Origin of the sequence: Pseudomonas sp. B10(2017), assembly GCF_002113295.1 — a bacterium.
In the GTDB taxonomy this organism is placed as follows: Bacteria; Pseudomonadota; Gammaproteobacteria; order Pseudomonadales; family Pseudomonadaceae; genus Aquipseudomonas; species Aquipseudomonas pudica.
In genome coordinates, this window is the sequence record NZ_NEJU01000026.1 from 16,650 (window position 1) to 34,871 (window position 18,222).

The window sequence follows — 18,222 nt, forward strand, 5'->3', positions numbered from 1 at the left end:
GTGCAGCACCTGTGGGAGCGGGTTTACCCGCGAAGAGGCCGGTACTTGCGTAAGCAAATTCTTGCAGCATGGCCGGGATCAGCACAGTAACGGCATGGTCTATTAGACTTACCGTGGTACTCACGAATCGAGCGGCGAAAGGAGACGCTATGATTTTCCCCGACCTGCGCGGTCTGCCCCTGCACCGCGTGCTGGTACGCACCGTCAAGGAATTCCTCGACGACGAAATGTCGACCTACGCTTCCGCGCTGGCCTACCAGATGCTGTTTTCGTTATTCCCCTTCCTGCTATTCCTGATCGCCCTGATCGGTTTCCTGCACCTGCCGGACTTCTTCTCCTGGCTGCGCCTTCAATCGGAGCTGGTGTTGCCACCCCAGGCGCTGGAGCAGGTGAACCCGGTGATCGACCAGTTGCAGCAGTCCAAGGGCGGGCTGCTGTCGGCGGGTATCGTGATTGCCCTGTGGACTGCATCGGCGGGTGTGCGCTTGATGATGAGCGCGATGAACGCCGCCTACGATGTGCCCGAGGGCCGCCCCGTGTGGAAGCGCATCCCGTTGTCGATCGTCTACACCGTAGGCATTGCCGGCATGTTGCTGGTGGCTGCGGCGCTGATGGTGCTGGGGCCGCAGGTGATGGAGTGGATTGCCGCCCAGGTCGGCATGCAGGAGGTGATCGTCACGGTGTGGACCATTCTGCGCTGGCCGGCAATCATCATCCTGATGATGGTGGCGGTTGCGCTGATCTACTACGTGATGCCCGATGTGAAGCAGCAGTTCCGCTTCATCACCCCGGGCTCGGTGCTGGCGGTGGTGGTTTGGATCGTGGCGTCGCTGGGCTTTGCCTACTACGTGAAGACCTTTGCCGACTACAACGCCATGTACGGCAGTATCGGTGCAATCATCGTGCTATTGCTGTATTTCTATATCTCTGCTGCCGTTTTGCTGCTGGGCGCGGAGATGAACGCAGTGATCGAACACATGTCGAGCGAGGGCAAGAACCCTGGCGAGAAGGACGTCGATGAGCACAAGCCCCGCGAGACCATTAGCGTGCTGGGCCATGAGCACCCGGTACCGAGCGAGCACCAATCTTCAGAGCCGACACCCCGATGATCCGTGACATTCTCAAGATGGGCGACGAACGCCTGCTGCGCATCGCCCCACCAGTGCCCGAGCACATGCTCGGCAGTGCCGAACTGCAGCAACTGATCGACGACATGTTCGAAACCATGCGCCATGTGGGCGGCGTGGGGCTGGCCGCGCCACAGATCGGCATCGACCTGCAGCTGGTGATCTTCGGCTTCGAGCGCAGCGAGCGCTACCCGGATGCCGAACCGGTGCCGCAGACCATCCTGCTCAACCCGGTCATCACGCCGACATCCAGCGAGATCGAGGATGGTTGGGAAGGCTGCCTTTCAGTGCCCGGCCTGCGCGGTGTGGTGCCGCGTTTCAAGCACATCTGCTATGAAGGCATCGACCCCCAGGGCAATCCGATCAACCGCTTTGCCGACGGCTTCCATGCGCGGGTGGTGCAGCATGAATGTGACCACCTGATCGGTCGGTTGTACCCGTCACGCATCCAGGACTTTTCCCGGTTCGGCTACACCGAGGTGCTGTTCCCCGGGCTCGACGCCAGCGACGACTGACCTCGTTGCAGTGCCACCAGGCGCTTGCTGCGCTGATAGCGTTGCAAGCGGCCAGCCAGGGCTTCCGGCAGCTGCAGGGCCATGTCGAAGCCCAGGCGCTGGTAGAAGGGCGCAAGGTCCGGGTGGCAGAACAGCCAGGTGGGCCCGCCAGCCTGCGCCAGCGCCGCCTCGACCAACCGCCCGGCCACCCCCTGGCTGCGCCGCTGCGGGTCGACGAACAACCCGGTCAGCCAGAAGCCATCGCCCACCGGGCTCAGGCTCAAGCCTGCGATGATGCCGGGGCCCCGCGCCACCCACAGCTCAGCATCGCCCGCAGCACGCATGCGTGAGCCGTGCTGACGGTAGAAGTGGTCCAGCAGCCGGCGTTCCGGGGCCGAAAGCTTCGAACAGTACAAATTTTCAGAAATTGCTCGCCCTGCCCTGAAAGGTGGCCAGAGGCTCTGGCCCGATGTTTTGCGGTGAACTTGTCGCAGATTGTTGCATATCTGGCAAGGGTGAATGTCCGAGTTCGGGGTTCAACTATTCCAGGCCGGGAGTAGACTTTTACTCATCCCCACTGGCAGTACGAAGCGGGATCGGTACTTCGTGCCATCTTCACCGCAGATGGCAACTTCTCCGCGCCGGGCACGGCAATAGAAGTCAATCGATCAGCTTGAATGCTCAAAAGGCAGACTCACATGAAACCATTACTGATTCTTGCATTGGTCGGTATGTCCTCGTTCGCCCTCGCCGATGAGGCCAGACCCGTCTCCAGCGAGCCCGTCGCCCAGCAGTACGACTACTCCATGAACCTGGACATCAAGCGGGTGATCAACCTGTCGACCATCCCCAACGTCTGCGAAGTGGTACCTGCGACCATGACTTACGAAGACCACCAGGGCCAGGTGCACACCATTCAGTACCGGGCCATGGGTGAGGGGTGCCAGCAGGGTTGAGCCCGCCAAGGACCCGCCACAGCATTTTCAGCACCTGTGGGATCGAGCGCCGCCCGCGCGGCGCTCGGTCTCACAGGCGCCACATCACCCAAGGCATGCACCTTGTCGCCCCTATGCAATTCCCCGATATGCATTTCAAACCACAATCAACCCAGAATAATTTCCTCGACCTGTCGATTCCTCCCTCCCCCGTTCGACCATAGGTGAGAGCACGTTGCACCCCTGTGCCCAATCACCCATGACCTGTCGGAGGAACCCCCGATGAGCACCGCAGCCGAAACCGAGATCCGCCAATTGATCGAGCGCTGGATGCAGGCCGTGCGCGACCGCGACATCCCCAACATCGTCGCTCCCTATGCCGACGATATTGTCGCCTTCGATGCCATCCAGGCCCTGCAATTCAAAGGCAAGGCAACCTACCAGGCGCATTGGGAGATGTGCATGAACATGTGCACCGGCCAGATGGTTTTCGAATTCGCTGAACTCACCATGCATGCCGATGGCGACCTGGCCCTGGCGCACTGGCTGAACCGCTGTGGCCCAGCGGACAACGAAAGCCAGTGCGGTTTCATGCGCGCCACCGTGGGCTATCGTCGTCAAGGTGGCCAGTGGCAGGTAATCCACGAACACTGGTCGGCGCCATTCGACATGGCAACTCAGAAAGCCCTGTTCGATCTCAAGCCCTGAGCCGTTATCGCCAAACGCACTTTGCCAATGCCCTGGAGGTGACCATGAAATACCTGTGCCTGGTCTATTGTGACGAGGGGCTGCTGCACAGCCTGCCCGACAGCCCGGAAGACGCCGAATGCATGGCGTATGCCGAATCCATCCAAGGCTCCGGGCGAATGCTGGCGGCCGAGGCGCTGAAGCCGGTGCAGACCGCCACCACCGTGCGCGTGCGCAACGGGCACATGAGCCTGACCGACGGCCCGTTCGCCGAGACCAAGGAGCAACTGGCGGGCTTCTACCTGGTGGAAGCCCGCGACCTGAACGAGGCGCTGAACATCGCCAAGGGCATCCCCGCCGCGCGGGTCGGCAGTGTCGAGGTGCGGCCGGTGCGCGAACTGCAACCCTGACAGCAATGGAGACCTAACAGCATGAGCCTTGCACACCCCGCGCAAGCGCAACACGAGTTGTCCATCAGCCGCCTGATCGACGCGCCACCGGCCAAGGTGTTCCGCGCCTGGACCGAGCCCCAGTGGCTGATGCAGTGGTGGGGGCCGCACGGCATGACCACCCCGGAGTGCGAGATGCAGCTGTGGAGCGGTGGCCTGTTCCGCACCCTGATGCGGGCGCCGGATGGCAGCGAGTATCCGAACCAGGGCGTGTTCCTGGAAATCGCCGCGCCGCGGCGTCTGGTGTTCACCGATGCCTTCGGCCCAGGCTGGGTACCTTCGGACAAGGCCTTCATGACTGCCGTGATCAGTTTTGACGAGGAGCAGGGCAAAACCCGCTACACCGCCCGCGCCTGGCACTGGAATGCCGCCGATTGCCGCGCCCATGAGGAAATGGGCTTCCACCAGGGTTGGGGAGAAAGCCTGGACCGCCTGGTGGAGGTGGTGACCCAGCGGATGCCCGACTGATGTCGGTACTGGCGCAGGTACGTGCCGAGGTCGAGGCGGTCTACCGGAGCGAGTCACGGCGCATCCTGGCGACACTGATCCGCCTTCTGGGTGATTTCGACCTGGCCGAGGAGGCCATGCACGATGCCTTCTTCATCGCCGTCGAGCGCTGGCAGCGCGACGGTATTCCCGATAACCCGCGGGCGTGGCTGGTGTCCACCGGCCGCTTCAAGGCCATCGATGCGTTGCGTCGACGGGCCCGATTCGACCGTTCCCAGGCAGACCTGAGCATGCTGCTCGACGGCCAGGCACAGGACCCCAGCGAGGAAGAACTGCTGGCTGACGACCGTCTGCGGCTGATCTTCACCTGCTGCCACCCGTCCTTGTCCGCCGATGCCCAGGTGCCGCTGACCCTGCGCGAAGTCTGCGACCTGACCACCGAGCAGATTGCCCGTGCATTCCTGCAGAGCCCGGCCACCATCGCCCAGCGCATCGTGCGCGCCAAGGCCAAGATCCGCGATGCCGGCATCCCTTATCAGGTGCCGGAGCTGAACGAACTGCCCGAGCGGCTGGAGAGCGTGCTGCGGGTGATCTACCTGGTGTTCAACGAGGGCTATTCGGCATCGTCGGGCGAGGCGCTGTTGCAGCAGGAACTGAGCGATGAAGCCATTCGCCTGGCGCGGCTGCTGGTGCAGTTGCTGCCCGACCCGGAGGCGGTCGGCCTGCTGGCCTTGATGTTGCTGCAGGCGTCCCGGCAGCGGGCACGTACCGATGGCCGGGGCAACCTGGTATTACTGGAGCATCAGGACCGCAGCCTGTGGGACCGGCAACGCATCGTAGAAGGCTGCGAGCTGGTGCGCCAGGCCCTGCAAAGCCGGGCGTTTGGTGCCTATACCGTGCAAGCGGCGATTGCGGCGGTGCATGCCGAAGCGGCGACGGCAGCAGCGACCGACTGGGCGGAGATTGTCGGGCTGTATGACGTGCTGCAGCGGCATTGGCCGTCAGCAGTTGTGGAGCTGAACAGGGCCGTGGCGCTGGCGAAGCGGGATGGGCCAGAGGTCGGGCTGCGGGAAGTCGAAGGTATTCTGGCGAGGGGTGAGTTGCTGGACTATCACCTGGCGCATGCGACGCGGGGTGAGCTGCATTACCAGTTGGGGCAAAAAGAGGAGGCCCGTGCGGCCTGGCGGCAGGCGCTGGCGCTGGCCCGGCAGGAGCCGGAGCGCAGGCATATCGAGCGGCGGTTGCAGGCTATCGAATGATGTTGGCTGTGCCGGCCTCTTCGCGGGTAAACCCGCTCCCACAGGATTGCGTCACAGCTTGATGCTGTGAGGTCCATGTGGGAGCGGGTTTACCCGCGAAAGGGCCGGTACTGCCTGCATCAATCTTCAGCTAGCCACAAAATTCGGCGGCGAAACCAGTTCGACGGTCTGCTGCTTGCGCGGCGCCAGGATCTCGGCCTCGCCCTGGACCACCAGCTCATCATTCTGGTTGTACACATTGGTGGCGATACGCACCTTGAACTTGGGCAGCTTCTCCAGGATTTCCAGGCGCACGGTCAGGGTATCGCCAATTTTGACCGGCTTCTGGAAGCTCATCTGCTGGCCCAGGTAGATGGTGCCAGGGCCAGGCAGGGTGCAGGCCACTGCAGCACTGATCAGCGCGCCGCTGAACATGCCGTGGGCGATGCGCTCGCGGAACATGCTCTTGGCAGCGAACTCGGCGTCCAGGTGTACCGGGTTGTGGTCACCGGACATCGCGGCGAACAACTGGATGTCGCGTTCTTCGACGGACTTCTTGTACTCGGCCTTCTGGCCGACTTCGAGGGCTTCGTAAGGCGTGTTGGTGACCTGGGACATCGGGGCTTCCTTAAGCGGTAGGCGAGGGCGGCTATCATTCACTGCGCACAGGGCGGCCTAGAGCCAGTGCCTGTTCGAGCCAGCCGAGAATATCGGCGGTGACCTCGTCACGGTTGGTTTCGTTGAGTACTTCGTGTCGCGCCTCAGGATAGATGCGCAGCTGTACATGTCGATTGCCGGTCGCGCGCAGGGCGTCGGCCAGGTGGGTGAGACGCTTGCCGGCACTGACCGGATCACATTCACCACCGATAACCAGCAGCGGCAGGTTCGGATCGATCTGCGCGAGGTTACTCGGCTGGCTGATCTGCGCCAAGCCTTGTAGCAGGTCGAGCCACAACTGGTTGCTGCAACGAAAGCCGCACAGCGGGTCTTTGACGTACAGGTCGACCTGCGCAGGGTCGCGGCTGAGCCAGTCGAACGCCGTGCGGTTGGGCTTGAAGGCCTTGTTGAACGAGCCGAACGACAACCACTCGATCAGCGCGCTCTTGCCCAGCGGCCCCTGGCGCCAGGCTTCCAGCCGGGCAATCAGCCGCGCCATGCGGTACAGCGCCGCTGGCTGATAGTTGGAGCCGCTGAGGATCGCCCCATGCAGGCTGCCACTGTGGTGCAGCAGATAGGCCTGGGCGATGTAACTGCCCATGCTGTGGCCGAACAGGAACAGCGGCGTGCACGGGTACTGCTGGCCGATGTGCTGCGCCAGCAGCCCGAGGTCGTTGACCACGGCATTCCAGCCATGATGGCGGGCGAACAGGCCGAGGCTGCCCAGTTCGGCGGTGCGCCCATGGCCGCGTTGGTCGGCGGCGAACAGGGCGAAGCCGGCCTCGCTCAAGGCATGGCCCAGGTGCTGGTAGCGCCCGGCATGCTCGGCCATGCCGTGGGCCAGCAACACAACGGCTTTTACCGGTGTGGCTGGCAACCATTGGTGCACATACAGGCTGCAGTGCTCGCTGGCGGGCAGCCAGAAGGCGTCGTGAGGCATGGCGGGTCCTTGTGCGCACAGATACCCGAACAGTGTATGCACAACCGACCGGATTGCAGGAAGGGCACAAATAAGATTCACAATGTTAATGGCGGCACTTGGCGTATATGCCGCCTTGGGCTTACCTGCTAACGTCGGATCAACGCCTTTTCGCTTTCGGGCGGGCAGGTGAAAGGACTACAGGACTCACAGCAGGTCCAGGCAGAGGAACAATAATAAATGCAAGCCGACTTCTGGAATGACAAGCGCCCGGCGGGCGTACCTTCTACCATCGATATCAATGCCTACACCTCGGTCGTCGAGGTGTTCGAGCGCTCCTGCAAACGCTTCGCCGACCGCCCGGCCTTCAGCAACCTGGGCGTGACCCTGACCTACGCGGAGCTGGAGCGCCACTCGGCGGCCTTCGCCGCCTGGTTGCAGCAGCACACCGACCTCAAGCCGGGCGACCGCATCGCGGTGCAGATGCCCAACGTGCTGCAATACCCCATCGCCGTGTTCGGTGCCCTGCGCGCAGGCCTGATCGTGGTCAACACCAACCCGCTGTACACCGAGCGCGAGATGCGCCACCAGTTCAAGGATAGCGGTGCGCGTGCGCTGGTGTACCTGAACATGTTCGGCAAGCGCGTGCAGGAGGTGCTTCCCGATACCGGCATCGAGTACCTGATCGAGGCGAAGATGGGCGACTTGCTGCCCACCGCCAAGGGCTGGTTGGTCAACACGGTGGTCGACAAACTGAAGAAGATGGTACCTGCCTACCACCTGCCCCAGGCGGTGCCGTTCAAGCAGGTGCTGCGCCAGGGCCGCGAGTTGTCGCACAAGCCGGTGCCACTGAGCCTGGACGACATCGCCGTGCTGCAATACACCGGCGGCACTACCGGCCTGGCCAAGGGCGCCATGCTAACCAACGGCAACCTGGTGGCCAACATGCTGCAGGTGCTGGCCTGCTTCTCGCAGCACGGGCCGGACGGGCAGAAGCTGATCAAGGACGGCCAGGAAGTGATGATCGCGCCGCTCCCGCTGTACCACATCTATGCCTTTACCGCGAACTGCATGTGCATGATGGTCACCGGCAACCACAACGTGCTGATCACCAACCCTCGGGATATTTCCGGCTTCATCAAGGAGCTGGGCAAATGGCGTTTCTCCGCCTTGCTGGGCCTGAACACGCTGTTCGTCGCGCTGATGGACCACCCGGGCTTCCGTCAGCTCGACTTTTCGGCGCTGAAGGTCACCAACTCCGGCGGCACCGCGCTGGTCAAGGCCACGGCCGAACGCTGGGAGGCGCTTACCGGCTGCCGCATCGTCGAAGGCTACGGGCTGACCGAAACCTCTCCGGTGGCCAGCACCAACCCCTATGGCCAGCTGGCGCGTCTGGGCACGGTGGGCATCCCGGTGGCCGGCACCGCCTTCAAGGTGATCGACGATGACGGCAACGAGTTGCCGCTGGGCGAACGGGGCGAGCTGTGCATCAAGGGCCCGCAGGTGATGAAAGGCTACTGGCAGCAGCCCGAGGCCACGGCCCAGGCCCTGGATGCGGAGGGCTGGTTCAAGACCGGCGACATCGCGGTGATCGACCCGGACGGCTTCACCCGCATTGTCGATCGCAAGAAGGACATGATCATTGTCTCGGGTTTCAACGTGTACCCCAACGAGATCGAGGATGTGGTGATGGGCCACCCCAAGGTTGCCAACTGCGCTGCCATCGGCGTGCCGGACGAGCGCTCCGGCGAGGCGGTGAAACTGTTCGTGGTGCCGCGCGAGGGCGGGCTGAGCGTGGATGAGCTGAAGGCCTACTGCAAGGCCAACTTCACCGGTTACAAGGTGCCCAAGCACATCGTGCTGCGCGAGTCGTTGCCGATGACGCCGGTGGGCAAGATCCTGCGGCGGGAGCTGCGCGACATAGCTTGATACCGGGTTGGCTTCTTCGCGGGCTTGCCCGCTCCCACAGGTACTGCACAGCATTCGAGAACTGTGAGGTCCCTGTGGGAGCGGGCAAGCCCGCGAATGCCGTGAAACCGCTCTAACAGGCTATTTATAGCCCGATCTGCGACATTTTGGATAATTACTCTAAAAATGACCTGTATTGTTCATTGAGTCATTTTTGTGACCGTGAGGCCTGTTTTGGCCTCTAGGCGACCCCAGGCAAAGCTGTTACTCTCGGCCCGCTTTCAGATGATCCGGTTTGCAACGAGCCGTCATCTCATATCAATAATAAGCGCATCGACGCGTGAATCGAACTTCGCTGTTGCTGAAGGAGTGGGCTTCCATGATCGAACATTTTTGGAAGGATAAGTACCCAGCCGGGATTACGGCGGAAATCAATCCTGACGAATTCCCCAATATCCAGGCGGTACTCAAGCAATCCTGCCAACGCTTTGCCGACAAACCGGCCTTTAGCAACCTGGGCAAGACTATCACTTATGGCGAGCTGTATGCGCTGTCGGGGGCGTTTGCCGCCTGGTTGCAGCAGCATACCGACCTCAAGCCGGGTGACCGTATTGCCGTGCAGCTGCCTAACGTACTGCAATACCCGGTGGCGGTCTTCGGTGCCATGCGTGCCGGGCTGATCGTGGTCAACACCAACCCGCTGTACACCGCACGGGAAATGGAACACCAGTTCAACGACTCCGGCGCCAAGGCCCTGGTGTGCCTGGCCAACATGGCCCACCTGGCCGAGAAGGTGGTGCCCAAGACCCAGGTCAGGCACGTCATCGTCACCGAAGTCGCCGACCTGCTGCCGCCGCTCAAGCGCCTGCTGATCAACAGCGTGATCAAGTACGTGAAGAAGATGGTGCCGGCCTACAATCTGCCGCGTGCCGTACGTTTCAACGATGCACTGGCGCTGGGCAAGGGCCAGCCGGTGACCGAGGCGAACCCGCAGGCCAACGACGTGGCGGTACTGCAGTACACCGGTGGTACTACCGGCGTGGCCAAGGGCGCGATGCTGACCCACCGCAACCTGGTGGCCAACATGCTGCAGTGCCGAGCGCTGATGGGCTCCAACCTGCACGAAGGCTGCGAAATCCTCATCACCCCGCTGCCGCTGTACCACATCTACGCCTTTACCTTCCATTGCATGGCAATGATGCTGATCGGCAACCACAACGTGCTGATCAGCAACCCGCGTGACCTGCCGGCCATGGTCAAGGAGCTGGGCAAGTGGAAGTTCAGCGGCTTCGTCGGCCTCAACACCTTGTTCGTTGCCTTGTGCAACAACGAGGCGTTCCGTGCTCTGGACTTCTCGGCGTTGAAGATCACCCTGTCCGGCGGCATGGCCTTGCAGCTGAGCGTGGCCGAACGCTGGAAAGCCGTGACCGGCTGCGCCATCTGCGAAGGCTACGGCATGACCGAGACCAGCCCGGTGGCCGCGGTGAACCCGGCGGAAGCCAACCAGGTCGGCACCATCGGTATTCCGGTGCCGTCCACCCTGTGCAAGGTCATCGACGACAACGGCAACGAGCTGCCGCTGGGCGAGGTGGGCGAGTTGTGCGTCAAGGGCCCGCAGGTGATGAAGGGCTACTGGCAGCGCGAGGACGCCACCGCCGAGATCCTCGACAGCAATGGCTGGCTGAAGACCGGTGACATCGCCGTGATCCAGCCGGACGGCTACATGCGCATCGTCGACCGCAAGAAGGACATGATCCTGGTCTCGGGCTTCAACGTGTACCCCAACGAGCTGGAAGATGTGCTGGCGGCCTTGCCGGGCGTGCTGCAGTGCGCGGCTATCGGCGTGCCGGACGAGAAGTCCGGTGAAGTGATCAAGGTGTTCATCGTGGTCAAGCCGGGCATGACCGTGACCAAGGAACAGGTGATGGAGCACATGCGCGCCAACGTCACCGGCTACAAGGTCCCGCGCCAGATCGAGTTCCGCGATGCGCTGCCAACCACCAACGTGGGCAAGATCCTGCGCCGCGAACTGCGCGATGAAGAGCTGAAGAAACAGGGCTTGAAGAAGATCGCCTGATCAGAGCCCTGCACGCTCAGTGTGGGAGCGGCCTCGTGTCGCGAAAGGGCCGCGAAGCGGCCCCAGCAATTTCAGCATCACAGCTGAGACCCTGGGGCCGCTTTGCGGCCCTTTCGCGACACAAGGCCGCTCCCACAGAGACCGCGTAATCAGCGCAGTTTCTCCAGCATCTGGTAGTACCACATCCCCGCCGCCAGCAGCGGGTTGCCCAGCAAGTCCCCCATCGGCACCCGCACATGCTTGCACTGGGCAAAGGTGTCGAACTTCTCCAGCGTCCCGGTCAACGCCTCGGCCATGATCTCGCCCATGATGTGGCTGGTGGCAATCCCGTGCCCCGAATAACCCTGGCAATACCACACGTTGTCCGACAGCTTGCCCAGCTGCGGGATGCGGTTGACCACGATGCCCATGGCGCAGCTCCACTGGAACTCGATCGGCACGCCTTTCAACGCCGGGAAGGTGCGCTCGATGCACGGGCGCAGTTCGCCTTCGATATCCCGTGAATCACGGCCGGAATAGTTGGCGCCACCGCCGAACAACAGGCGCTTGTCGGCGGTCAGGCGGTAGTAGTCGAGGACGAAGCGGCAGTCGTACACCGCCAGGTCCTGCGGGTTGATCTGTTCGGCCAGTTCCCCCAGCGGCGCGGTGGTGACGATGCCGCCCATGGCCGGGAAAATCTTGCCCTTGAGCTGGCGCTTTTCCAGTTTGTGGTACACATCGCCGGCCAGCATCACCTGGCGCGCCTCGACCCGCCCGTGGGCAGTGACCACCGCCGGGCGCGGGCCGTGGACGATGTCCAGCACCTCGGAGTTTTCGAAAATCAGTGCCCCCAGGCCATGGGCGGCACGGGCCTCCCCCAAACACAGGTTGAGCGGGTGCAGGTGCAGGTTGCGCAGGTTCTTCAGAGCGCCCAGATACAGCGGGCTTTGCAGGTGCTCGGCGGTGCCATTGCGGTCCAGCAGTTGCACCTGCTCGCCCATGCCGCGCCGCCGGGCTTCGGCTTCGAATGCGCGCAGCTCCTCCATGTGCGAGGGCTTCATGGCCGCGTGCAGGTGTCCGTGCTTGAGGTCGCAGTCGATGCCGTACCGCGCCACGCGCTGCTCGATCACCTGGTGGCCGCGCCAACGCAAGTGCCAGATGAAGTCATCGACCTCGGCACCCAGGCGGTTGCGCATCTGTGAGCGCATGGCTTCGTCGCCCGACAGGCTGCCGGTGACCTGGCCGCCGTTGCGCCCGCTGGCACCCCAGCCGATGCGGTTGGTTTCGACGATGGCCACTTTCAGGCCACGTTCGGCCAGCTCCACCGCCGTGGCCACGCCGGTGAAACCGCCGCCGATGATCGCCACATCCACCTGTACCGTGCCCTTGAGCTGCGGGTACTCGGTGTGGTCGTTGAGGGTGGCGCTGTAGTAGGACGGCGCGCGTTGCGCCGGGCCCTTGTTCAATGCTGCGTTCATGAGGGTTCCTTGTTATCTGGGGGCTCAGGCCTGGTGCAGGTACCAACGCCAGTCCTGCTCGCTGACTTCGGCCATGAACTGGCGGTACTCGGCGCGCTTGACCTTCAGGTACACGCCAAGGAAGTCCTCGCCCAGTGCTTCGCGAGCCCAGCTGGAGTGCTGCAGGGCGTCGAGGGCCGTCAACCAGTCGGTGGGCAGGTGTTCGGTGGCCTGGGCATAGCCGTTGCCTTCCACCGGCGCGCCCGGGTCCAGCTGTTCGCGGATGCCCCGATGGCTGGCGGCGAGGATCGCCGCAGCGGCCAGGTAGGGGTTGGCGTCGGCGCCGCAGATGCGGTGCTCCACATGCCGGCTGTTGGCTGGGCCACCCGGTATGCGCAGGCTCACGGTGCGGTTGTCGACGCCCCAGGTCGGCGCCAGCGGGGCATAGCTGTTGGCCTGGAAGCGGCGGAACGAGTTGGCGTTGGGGCAGAACAGCAGCAGCGAGTCGCGCAGGTGGCGCAGCATGCCGGCCACGGCCTGGCGCAGCAGCGGGGTGCCGGCCTTGTCCTCACTGGCGAACAGGTTGTTGCCGGCGCTGTCGGCCAGGCTCAGGTGCATGTGCATGCCGGTACCGGCCAGTTGCGCGAACGGCTTGGCCATGAAGCAGGCCTGCATGCCATGGGCATGGGCCACGCCCTTGACCAGGCGCTTGTAGCGCACGGCCTGGTCCATTGCCTGCAGGGCGTCGCCGTGCTCGAGGGTGATTTCCACCTGGCCGGGGGCGTATTCCGAAATCGCCGTGCGGGCCGGGATGCCCTGGGCCTTGCAGGCGGCGTAGAGGTCAGCGAGGAACGGCTCGATCTGCTCCAGTTCACGCAGGCCATACACCTGGGTGGTGCGTGGGCGGCCGCCGTCGTTGTCCAGCGCCGGTTGCGGGCGGCCCTGGGCATCAGGTTGCTGGTCGAGCAGGTAGAACTCCAGCTCGCAGGCCATCACCGGATGGTAGCCGTCGTCCTTCAGGGCTTCGATGGTACGCAGCAACACATGGCGCGGGTCGGCGATGCTGGCCGGCAGGCCCTCGCTTGGGTGCATGCTCACCTGCACCGCGGCGGTCGGCACCCGACGCCAGGGCAGGCGCACCAGGCTTCCTTCAAGCGGGTAGGCGCGGCAGTCGATATCGCCCACATCCCACACCAGGCCGGAGTTTTCCACGTCGTCGCCGTTCAGGGTCAGGCCAAGGATGGTGCTGGGCAGCGGCCGGCCGGTCTGGTAAACGGCCAGCAGTTCCTCGCGGTGCAGCAGTTTGCCGCGCGGCACGCCGTTGGCGTCGAGGATGAACAGTTCGAACAGTTCGATATCGGGGTTGTCGGCCAGAAAACGGCTGGCCTGCTCTACGGGTGCAAAGTGCATGATGGATTCGCTCACGGGCGCACGGAACCACCGCGCATGCAGGCGGCCCGGCTGATTAAAACGGCCAGACGACGGCCGGGTTGGGTCAGGAAGGCGTGAGCGAGAAATCCGGTGGGCGTGCGTGACGGCAGTGCCAAAGGGCCCAGAAGGCGAGGATGATGTGGACCAGCGGATTTTCACCGGCATGGCGCCGGGCCTTCGGCAGCGAAGGGCGGGACAGCGGTGGGGCGATGGGCTGGACGGGAGTCATGCCTTTGATACTCACATGCGGCGTAAGGTTGATTAAAGCAGTGAATGGCAACCTTTACATCGCGTTTGGCTAAACATATACGCTGTTGCAACTGGCCTCTTCGCGGGTTAACCCGCTCCCACAGGATCGCATCAAGGCTGAGACCTGTGGGAGCGGGTTTACCCGCGAAGAGGCCGGCACAGGCAGCAGAAAACCGGCAAATCTGCCACAATCGCGCATCCTTCGAATGCCGATCATGAAAAAGCAGGCCCACCTGCATCACTAAAAAGCCCCATGACTGACCACGCCATCGACAAACTGCTGCAAAACCTCGACCACGCCATGATCGCCGACCGCCATCGCCTGCGCCGGCAATTGCACGAACTGCGCAAGCGCCCCGACGAGGCGAAGCTGGCGCAGTGGGTGGAAAAGGTCCAGGCGTCCTGCGCCCAGGTCACCGCGCGCCAGCAGAGCGTGCCGACCGTGCGCTACGACGACAGCCTGCCCATCGCTGCCAAGCGTGACGAAATCAAGAAGGCCCTGGCCGAGCACCAGGTGCTGGTGATCGCCGGCGAAACCGGCTCGGGCAAGACCACCCAGTTGCCGAAGATCTGCCTCGAGCTGGGCCGTGGCAGCCATGGTTTGATCGCCCATACCCAGCCACGCCGGATCGCCGCCCGCAGCGTTGCCGCGCGGGTCGCCGAAGAGCTGGGCACGCCCCTGGGCGGGCTGGTTGGCTACCAGGTGCGCTTCGAGGACCAGAGCGACGCCAACACCCTGGTCAAGCTGATGACCGACGGCATTCTGCTGGCCGAAACCCAGCACGACCGTTTCCTCGAGCGCTACGACACGATCATCGTCGACGAAGCCCACGAGCGCAGCCTGAACATCGACTTCCTGCTCGGCTACCTGAAGACCCTGCTGCACCGCCGCCCGGACCTGAAGCTGATCATCACCTCGGCGACCATCGACCTGGAACGTTTCTCCAGGCACTTCGACGGCGCACCGATTATCGAGGTGTCCGGGCGTACCTTCCCGGTGGAAACCTGGTACCGCCCACTGACCAGCGAGCAGGACGAGGAGGGCAACCAGATCGAGGACGACCTCACCGTCGACCAGGCAATCCTCGCCACGCTGGACGAGCTTGCGCACCACGAACGAAGCGAGGGCAAAGGCCCCGGCGATGTGCTGATCTTCCTGCCGGGCGAGCGGGAGATCCGTGATGCCGCCGAGATCCTGCGCAAGGCGCAACTGCGCCACACCGAGATCCTGCCGTTGTACGCGCGCCTGTCGCCGGCCGAGCAGCAGCGCATCTTCCACCCACACACCGGGCGGCGTGTGGTGCTGGCCACCAACGTCGCTGAAACCTCGTTGACCGTGCCTGGCATCCGCTACGTGATCGACACCGGTACCGCGCGCATCAGCCGCTACAGCTACCGCGCCAAGGTCCAGCGCCTGCCCATCGAGGCCGTGTCGCAGGCCAGTGCCAACCAGCGCAAGGGCCGCTGTGGCCGGGTCGAGCCGGGCATCTGTGTGCGCCTGTACAGCGAAGAGGATTTCAACAGCCGGCCGGCGTTCACCGACCCGGAGATCCTGCGCACCAACCTGGCGGCAGTGATCCTGCAGATGCTGCACCTGCGCCTGGGCGCAATCGACGCTTTCCCGTTCATCGAGCCGCCGGATGGCAAGGCCATCAGCGACGGTTTCAACCTGTTGCAGGAGCTGTCGGCGGTCAACCGCGAAAACCAGCTGACGCCGATCGGCCGCCAGCTGGCGCGCCTGCCGATCGACCCACGGCTGGGCCGCATGCTGCTTGAAGGCGCCCGCCTGGGCAGCCTGCAGGAAGTGCTGATCGTCACCAGCGCACTGTCGGTGCAAGACCCTCGCGAACGCCCGCCGGAGCGCCAGCAGGCTGCCGACCAGGCGCACGCGCAATGGAAGGACGTGGATTCCGACTTCGCCGCGCTGGTCAACCTGTGGCGTGGCTTCGAGGAACAGCGTCAGGCGTTGACCGCCAACCCGCTGCGCAACTGGTGCCGCAAGAATTTCCTGAACTACCTGCGCCTGCGCGAATGGCGCGATGCCCATCGCCAGTTGGCGCTGATCTGCCGTGATCTGCAGCTGACAGTGAACAAGGAGCCGTCCGACTACCCGAAAATGCACAAGGCCATTCTCAGTGGCCTGCTCAGCCAGATCGGCCAGAAGACCGAAGAGGGCGACTACCAGGGCGCCCGTCAGCGGCGCTTCTGGGTGCACCCGTCGTCGGGCCTGGGGCGCAAGCGCCCGCAGTGGGTGATGGCGGCCGAACTGGTCGAAACCACCAAGCTGTACGCACGCATGGTGGCCAGGATCGAGCCGGACTGGATCGAGCCGCTGGCCGGCCACCTGGTCAAGAAGAACCACTTCGAGCCGCATTGGGAGAAGAAGCGCGGGCAGGTGGTGGCCTACGAGCAGATCACCCTTTATGGCCTGATCCTTGTCGGCCGTCGGCCGGTGCATTTCGGCCCGATCGACCCGGTCACCTCGCGCGAGCTGTTCATCCGCGAAGGCCTGGTGGGTGGCGAAATCCAGTCGCGAGCCAAGTGCCTGACGGCCAACAAGCGCCTGCTGGAAGAGCTCGACGAACTGGAGGCCAAAGCCCGCCGCCGTGACATCCTGGCCGACGAAGAGACGCTGTACGCCTTCTACGAAGCGCGTCTGCCGGCGGAAATTCACCAGACCGCGACCTTCGACAGCTGGTACCGCATGGGCAGCCAGAAGGACGCCAACCTGCTGATCATGCGCGAGGAAGACGTGCTGGCCCGCGAGGCCAGCGAAGTCACCGCCGCGCAGTACCCCGACAGCATGCAGGTGGGCGAGCTGCGCCTGCCGCTGAGTTACCACTTCGAGCCTGGCCACCCCCGCGATGGCGTGACCGTGCGGGTGCCGGCACCGCTGCTGCCGAGCCTGCCGGGCGAGCGCCTGGAATGGCTGGTGCCGGGCCTGCTGGAAGCCAAGTGCGTGGCGCTGGTGCGCAACCTGCCCAAGGCCCTGCGCAAGAACTTCGTGCCGGTGCCGGACTTCGTCAAGGCCTCGCTGGCGCGCATGACCTTCGGCCAGGGCGCATTGCCGCAGGCCTTGGGCCAGGAACTGCTGCGCATGACCGGCGCCCGTGTGCCCGACGAGGCCTGGGACGAGTCGGTCAACCTGGTCGAAGGCCACCTGCGCATGAACATCGAAGTGGTCGATGGCCAGGGCAAGTTCCTGGGTGAAGGCCGCGACCTGGCCGAGCTGACCGCGCGCTTTGCCGCCGCCAGTCAGGCAGCGTTGGCCGTGCCGCGTGACGCCAAGAGCGAGCAGCCGGTGCAGGCCAAGGCTTTCAGCGAGGTGAAGCAGACCGCGCAGCAGAAGATCGCCGGCCTGTCGATGACCGTGTACCCGGCGCTGGTGGAAGAGGGCGGCACCGTGCGCGAAGGGCGCTTCTCGACCCAGGCCGAGGCCGAGTTCCAGCACCGCCGCGCCTTGCAGCGCTTGTTGCTGCAGCAGCTGGCCGAGCCGGCCAAGTACCTGCGTGGCAAGCTGCCTGGGCTGACCGAGCTGGGCCTGCTGTACCGTGAAATGGGTCGGGTCGAGGCGCTGGTCGAGGACATTCTGCTGGCAAGCCTGGACAGCTGCATCCTCGAAGGCGAACAGCCGCTGCCACGCGACGGTGCGGCACTGGCTGGCCTGGCCGAGCGCAAGCGCGGCAGCTGGGCCGAGCATGCCGAGCGCCTGGCACGGCAGACATTGGAAGTGCTGAAGCTGTGGCATGGGCTGCAGAAGCGCTTCAAGGGCAAGATCGACCTGAGCCAGGCGGTGGCGCTGAACGACATCAAGCAACAGCTCGGCAACCTGGTGTACCCGGGCTTCGTGCGCGAGACCCCTGTGGGCTGGTTCAAGGAGCTGCCGCGTTACCTCAAGGCGGTGGAACTGCGCCTGGAGAAGCTGGGTTCGCAGGTGCAGAAGGACCGTGTGTGGAGCGGCGAGCTGGCCAACCTGTGGGCGCAGTACAAGGCCCGTGCCGACAAGCATGCCCAGGAAGGCAAGCGCGATGAGCAACTGACGGTGTACCGCTGGTGGCTGGAGGAATATCGGGTGTCGTTGTTTGCCCAGCAGTTGGGGACCAAGGTGCCGATTTCGGACAAGCGATTGAGCAAGCAATGGAGCCAGATGGAGGGCTAAACTTCCACA

Annotated in this window: 15 protein-coding genes; 10 read left to right on the plus strand and 5 right to left on the minus strand. The window is 64.0% G+C overall.

Annotated elements, in window-relative coordinates:
* Positions 1-149: 149 nt before the first annotated feature.
* Together CAF92_RS23745 and def are read left to right on the plus strand one after the other, a co-directional pair.
* Positions 150-1,109, plus strand: a complete 960-nt coding sequence (locus CAF92_RS23745) for a YihY/virulence factor BrkB family protein (protein WP_046614691.1) — start codon at positions 150-152, stop codon at positions 1,107-1,109.
* Positions 1,106-1,642, plus strand: coding sequence for a peptide deformylase (gene def, locus CAF92_RS23750; RefSeq protein WP_013973724.1), 537 nt, complete (start codon positions 1,106-1,108; stop codon positions 1,640-1,642). Before CAF92_RS23745 ends, def begins: the two co-directional genes overlap by 4 nt.
* Here the strand turns inward: def and CAF92_RS23755 are convergent.
* On the minus strand, positions 1,597-1,965 hold the full coding sequence (locus tag CAF92_RS23755; RefSeq protein ID WP_046614689.1) for a GNAT family N-acetyltransferase: 369 nt from the start codon (positions 1,963-1,965) through the stop codon (positions 1,597-1,599). The genes def and CAF92_RS23755 overlap by 46 nt on opposite strands.
* A 354-nt stretch (positions 1,966-2,319) precedes the next feature.
* On the opposite strand from CAF92_RS23755, the gene CAF92_RS23760 reads away from it, so the two are divergent.
* The 5 genes from CAF92_RS23760 to CAF92_RS23780 all read left to right on the plus strand — a co-directional run bounded on the left by CAF92_RS23760 (position 2,320) and on the right by CAF92_RS23780 (position 5,398).
* A complete protein-coding gene (locus tag CAF92_RS23760; RefSeq protein ID WP_004375752.1) occupies positions 2,320-2,577 on the plus strand; it encodes a DUF2790 domain-containing protein in 258 nt (85 codons plus the stop codon).
* A gap of 261 nt (positions 2,578-2,838) precedes the next feature.
* The gene (locus tag CAF92_RS23765; protein ID WP_085602088.1) at positions 2,839-3,264 is read left to right on the plus strand and encodes a nuclear transport factor 2 family protein; all 426 of its coding nucleotides are present in this window, start codon (positions 2,839-2,841) and stop codon (positions 3,262-3,264) included.
* A 44-nt stretch (positions 3,265-3,308) separates the two neighbouring features.
* Entirely contained in the window at positions 3,309-3,653 is a 345-nt protein-coding gene (locus tag CAF92_RS23770; RefSeq protein WP_046614687.1) for a YciI family protein, read from the plus strand.
* Positions 3,654-3,674: 21 nt separating this feature from the next.
* Positions 3,675-4,160: an SRPBCC family protein gene (locus CAF92_RS23775; RefSeq protein WP_046614686.1), complete on the plus strand. Its 486-nt coding sequence runs from the start codon at positions 3,675-3,677 to the stop codon at positions 4,158-4,160.
* Positions 4,160-5,398, plus strand: a complete 1,239-nt coding sequence (locus tag CAF92_RS23780; RefSeq protein ID WP_085602089.1) for an RNA polymerase sigma factor — start codon at positions 4,160-4,162, stop codon at positions 5,396-5,398. The genes CAF92_RS23775 and CAF92_RS23780 overlap by 1 nt, the downstream gene beginning before the upstream one ends.
* Positions 5,399-5,524: 126 nt before the next feature.
* Here the strand turns inward: CAF92_RS23780 and CAF92_RS23785 are convergent, their stop codons facing one another.
* Complete coding sequence (locus tag CAF92_RS23785) at positions 5,525-5,995, minus strand: MaoC family dehydratase (protein WP_012273633.1); 471 nt, start codon at positions 5,993-5,995, stop codon at positions 5,525-5,527.
* Positions 5,996-6,029: 34 nt separating this feature from the next.
* Positions 6,030-6,974 carry an alpha/beta hydrolase gene (locus CAF92_RS23790; protein ID WP_085602090.1) on the minus strand — a complete coding sequence of 315 codons (945 nt, stop codon included), beginning with the start codon at positions 6,972-6,974 and terminating at the stop codon, positions 6,030-6,032.
* A 219-nt stretch (positions 6,975-7,193) separates the two neighbouring features.
* Here CAF92_RS23790 and fadD2 point away from each other — a divergent pair, with 219 nt between their 5' ends.
* The gene (gene fadD2, locus CAF92_RS23795) at positions 7,194-8,882 is read left to right on the plus strand and encodes a long-chain-fatty-acid--CoA ligase FadD2 (protein ID WP_085602091.1); all 1,689 of its coding nucleotides are present in this window, start codon (positions 7,194-7,196) and stop codon (positions 8,880-8,882) included.
* A gap of 358 nt (positions 8,883-9,240) precedes the next feature.
* The gene (gene fadD1, locus CAF92_RS23800; RefSeq protein WP_046614682.1) at positions 9,241-10,938 is read left to right on the plus strand and encodes a long-chain-fatty-acid--CoA ligase FadD1; all 1,698 of its coding nucleotides are present in this window, start codon (positions 9,241-9,243) and stop codon (positions 10,936-10,938) included.
* 149 nt (positions 10,939-11,087) lie between these two features.
* Here the strand turns inward: fadD1 and CAF92_RS23805 are convergent, their stop codons facing one another.
* Together CAF92_RS23805 and CAF92_RS23810 are read right to left on the minus strand one after the other, a co-directional pair.
* The gene (locus tag CAF92_RS23805; RefSeq protein WP_085602092.1) at positions 11,088-12,395 is read right to left on the minus strand and encodes an FAD-binding oxidoreductase; all 1,308 of its coding nucleotides are present in this window, start codon (positions 12,393-12,395) and stop codon (positions 11,088-11,090) included.
* Positions 12,396-12,419: 24 nt separating this feature from the next.
* Complete coding sequence (locus CAF92_RS23810) at positions 12,420-13,784, minus strand: glutamine synthetase family protein (protein ID WP_085602093.1); 1,365 nt, start codon at positions 13,782-13,784, stop codon at positions 12,420-12,422.
* Between the two features lie 523 nt (positions 13,785-14,307).
* Here CAF92_RS23810 and hrpA point away from each other — a divergent pair.
* Entirely contained in the window at positions 14,308-18,213 is a 3,906-nt protein-coding gene (gene hrpA, locus CAF92_RS23815; protein ID WP_085602094.1) for an ATP-dependent RNA helicase HrpA, read from the plus strand.
* Positions 18,214-18,222: the final 9 nt, after the last annotated feature.

Excerpts from the sequence above, each read along its gene's own strand:
- hrpA (WP_085602094.1), top strand. The coding sequence starts at position 14,308 with ATGACTGACCACGCCATCGACAAACTGCTGCAAAACCTCGACCACGCC.
- CAF92_RS23805 (WP_085602092.1), bottom strand. The coding sequence starts at position 12,395 with ATGAACGCAGCATTGAACAAGGGCCCGGCGCAACGCGCGCCGTCCTAC.
- CAF92_RS23765 (WP_085602088.1), top strand. The coding sequence starts at position 2,839 with ATGAGCACCGCAGCCGAAACCGAGATCCGCCAATTGATCGAGCGCTGG.
- CAF92_RS23810 (WP_085602093.1), bottom strand. The coding sequence starts at position 13,784 with ATGCACTTTGCACCCGTAGAGCAGGCCAGCCGTTTTCTGGCCGACAAC.
- fadD2 (WP_085602091.1), top strand. The coding sequence starts at position 7,194 with ATGCAAGCCGACTTCTGGAATGACAAGCGCCCGGCGGGCGTACCTTCT.
- CAF92_RS23760 (WP_004375752.1), top strand. The coding sequence starts at position 2,320 with ATGAAACCATTACTGATTCTTGCATTGGTCGGTATGTCCTCGTTCGCC.
- CAF92_RS23745 (WP_046614691.1), top strand. The coding sequence starts at position 150 with ATGATTTTCCCCGACCTGCGCGGTCTGCCCCTGCACCGCGTGCTGGTA.
- CAF92_RS23780 (WP_085602089.1), top strand. The coding sequence starts at position 4,160 with ATGTCGGTACTGGCGCAGGTACGTGCCGAGGTCGAGGCGGTCTACCGG.
- CAF92_RS23790 (WP_085602090.1), bottom strand. The coding sequence starts at position 6,974 with ATGCCTCACGACGCCTTCTGGCTGCCCGCCAGCGAGCACTGCAGCCTG.
- def (WP_013973724.1), top strand. The coding sequence starts at position 1,106 with ATGATCCGTGACATTCTCAAGATGGGCGACGAACGCCTGCTGCGCATC.
- fadD1 (WP_046614682.1), top strand. The coding sequence starts at position 9,241 with ATGATCGAACATTTTTGGAAGGATAAGTACCCAGCCGGGATTACGGCG.
- CAF92_RS23775 (WP_046614686.1), top strand. The coding sequence starts at position 3,675 with ATGAGCCTTGCACACCCCGCGCAAGCGCAACACGAGTTGTCCATCAGC.
- CAF92_RS23770 (WP_046614687.1), top strand. The coding sequence starts at position 3,309 with ATGAAATACCTGTGCCTGGTCTATTGTGACGAGGGGCTGCTGCACAGC.
- CAF92_RS23755 (WP_046614689.1), bottom strand. The coding sequence starts at position 1,965 with ATGCGTGCTGCGGGCGATGCTGAGCTGTGGGTGGCGCGGGGCCCCGGC.
- CAF92_RS23785 (WP_012273633.1), bottom strand. The coding sequence starts at position 5,995 with ATGTCCCAGGTCACCAACACGCCTTACGAAGCCCTCGAAGTCGGCCAG.